Source organism: Peribacillus sp. CSMR9, assembly GCF_033141925.1.
GTDB classification, from domain to species: Bacteria; Bacillota; Bacilli; order Bacillales; family DSM-1321; genus Peribacillus; species Peribacillus simplex_A.
Genome location: NZ_JAOPHO010000193.1, coordinates 1 through 1,215, shown reverse-complemented (window position 1 = coordinate 1,215; position 1,215 = coordinate 1). Strand labels below are relative to the sequence as shown.

The following is a 1,215-nucleotide window of genomic DNA, read 5'->3' as shown; positions in this document are numbered from 1 at the left end:
TGGTATGTCAACACTAAACTAGACAACTTTTTTAAGGTGTTCAAGTTTGTAATCAATCGGACTTACATAACCCAGTGTCCCATGAATTCGTATGTGATTAAACCAGTGGACATAATCCTGTAATTCCCTTGTTAATTCTTCTAAACTATCAAAATGTTGACCTTTCACAAACTCCGTTTTGATGATTTTAAACGTTGCTTCAGCTACGGCATTGTCATATGGACAGCCCTTCATGCTTAAAGATCGTTGAATGTTAAAGGTATTTAAAGCATCGTCCATGAGCTTATTTTTAAACTCATTTCCACGATCCGTATGGAAGATCTGGATCTTACGAAGGTCAACCTTGATGGAGGCGAATGCACGATAGACAAGTAAAGCATCTTTGTTTGTTCCTGTACTGAAGCCCACGATTTCCCGATTAAAGAGATCGACAAATACACATACGTAATGCCATTTTTTATTGACTCTTACGTATGTCAAATCGCTGACGACCACTGTCATTTCTTCTTCCTGGTCGAACGCGCGGTTCAGTTCATTTTTCTGTTCGGATTCATTACATGATTTGGTATGAGGCTTAAATTGAGCTACAGTGTACGATGAGATAAGGCCCTGCTCTTGCATAATACGGCCAATTCTTCGTCTAGAAACGATGAGACCACGTTTCTTTAGTTCTACTTTGATTTTACGTGTTCCGTAATTTTGACGGCTCGTATGGAAAATATCGATTATATCCGAAGTAATATCATCCTCTGTTGATCTTTCTTTCGCCTCATGATAATAGGTGCTTCTAGGGATTTGTAGGACTTTACACATTGCTGATATCGAGTATTTATGCTGATTATTCTTAATCACATTTACTTTCGTCCTAGTATCAGCGCGGCTTGCTTTAAAATGTCATTTTCCATTTCGAGTTGCTTATTTCGCTTTCGGAGTTCCATGAGTTCCTTTTGTTCATCGGTTAGATTGTCTTTTTCCTTAAAAGAACCCGAGTTCTGACTCTGACCCACCCACTTATCTAAAGAAGAAGGAGTCAGATCATACTCACGAATAATCTCTTTTCTTGACTTCCCATTTTGGTACAGCTGCACCATCTGTTGTTTGAACTCTTCGGTAAATGTTCGGCGTTCTCTTTTGGCCATGTAGATTCTCCTCAAATGTAGTATCTGTAGTCTACTTGACCTTAAAAATTCTGTCCAACTAAGTGTAGCCTATTCA

General features: G+C 38.7%; 1 protein-coding gene. It reads right to left on the bottom strand.

The features are described 5' to 3' along the window. Positions 1–18: 18 nt before the first annotated feature. A protein-coding gene (locus N9I19_RS24820; RefSeq protein ID WP_317779344.1) for an IS3 family transposase occupies positions 19–1,139 on the bottom strand; the annotation gives its coding sequence in 2 pieces (ribosomal slippage) (positions 19–890 and positions 890–1,139; 1,122 coding nt in all). Between the last annotated feature and the right edge of the window lie 76 nt (positions 1,140–1,215).